The sequence below is a fragment of the Bartonella sp. CL70QHWL genome (assembly GCF_042194855.1).
In the GTDB taxonomy this organism is placed as follows: Bacteria; Pseudomonadota; Alphaproteobacteria; order Rhizobiales; family Rhizobiaceae; genus Bartonella.
On record NZ_JBHINJ010000119.1, the window covers coordinates 1 to 716 of the forward strand.

2 protein-coding genes are annotated in these 716 nt (G+C 43.2%); both read right to left on the bottom strand.

Annotated features, from left to right (window positions below):
- On the bottom strand, positions 1 to 266 hold a 266-nt coding region (locus ACFIJZ_RS10035; protein ID WP_375632026.1), incomplete at its 3' end, for a hypothetical protein.
- A gap of 81 nt (positions 267 to 347) precedes the next feature.
- Positions 348 to 716: hypothetical protein (locus tag ACFIJZ_RS10040; protein WP_375632024.1), on the bottom strand; the 369-nt coding region annotated here is incomplete at its 5' end.

Sequence of the window (716 nt, forward strand, 5' to 3'; positions counted from 1 at the left end):
ATAATATCGGCTCCAACACCATGGATGCTGCCTTTGTGGGCTTGCATGTTGACAGCGCGTCCTGCTTCTATTGTTGTGCTCATCGCGGTGAAAGCTTGAGAAGAAGCTTCTGCTTTCTTAAAGCCCACTGTCATACTGCCAGATGCGCCAGCCTCGGTCAAACCGCTTAACGTATCCTGTGGATTGCCCCACGACTTTGGCTTCAAAATACGCATCCCCCGTAATGAAACCTCACCTGCCTTATTGTCGACTATCTTAAACACCAAATTAAAAGTGCCCGTTGCGTGGATAAAGAAGGAGACAGCTTTGATCCTCTACTTCATTCGTGATTTTATCCAACGACCTTTTTAACGATGGGGAGGACGCTTTGGTGATCGCTTTTGTAAAGCTTTTTGCTTTTGCTGACGTTTTCTTTCATCCTCAAAATGCGTTAGTAAAGCGCGTTCCTGTTTCGTTTTGTTGGTCACACCAAAGGTGTCATTGTCCATAAATTGCTGATATCCAGCTAGCATCAAATTAGCTAAAAACGAGTCACTTTTCAGAGGTTGTACAAAATAGAGCCCTTTTGAATCTTGCAATTTATACCGGAAACCTGCTTTTTTCATGCACTCATAAACTGAGGCAAATTCACTCGCATACGAATTCATATCACTAGAAGAAGCATAAACCGGTTTCCAGCCACATTTTGATAAGGATTGTTGGATCATCGCTTTATC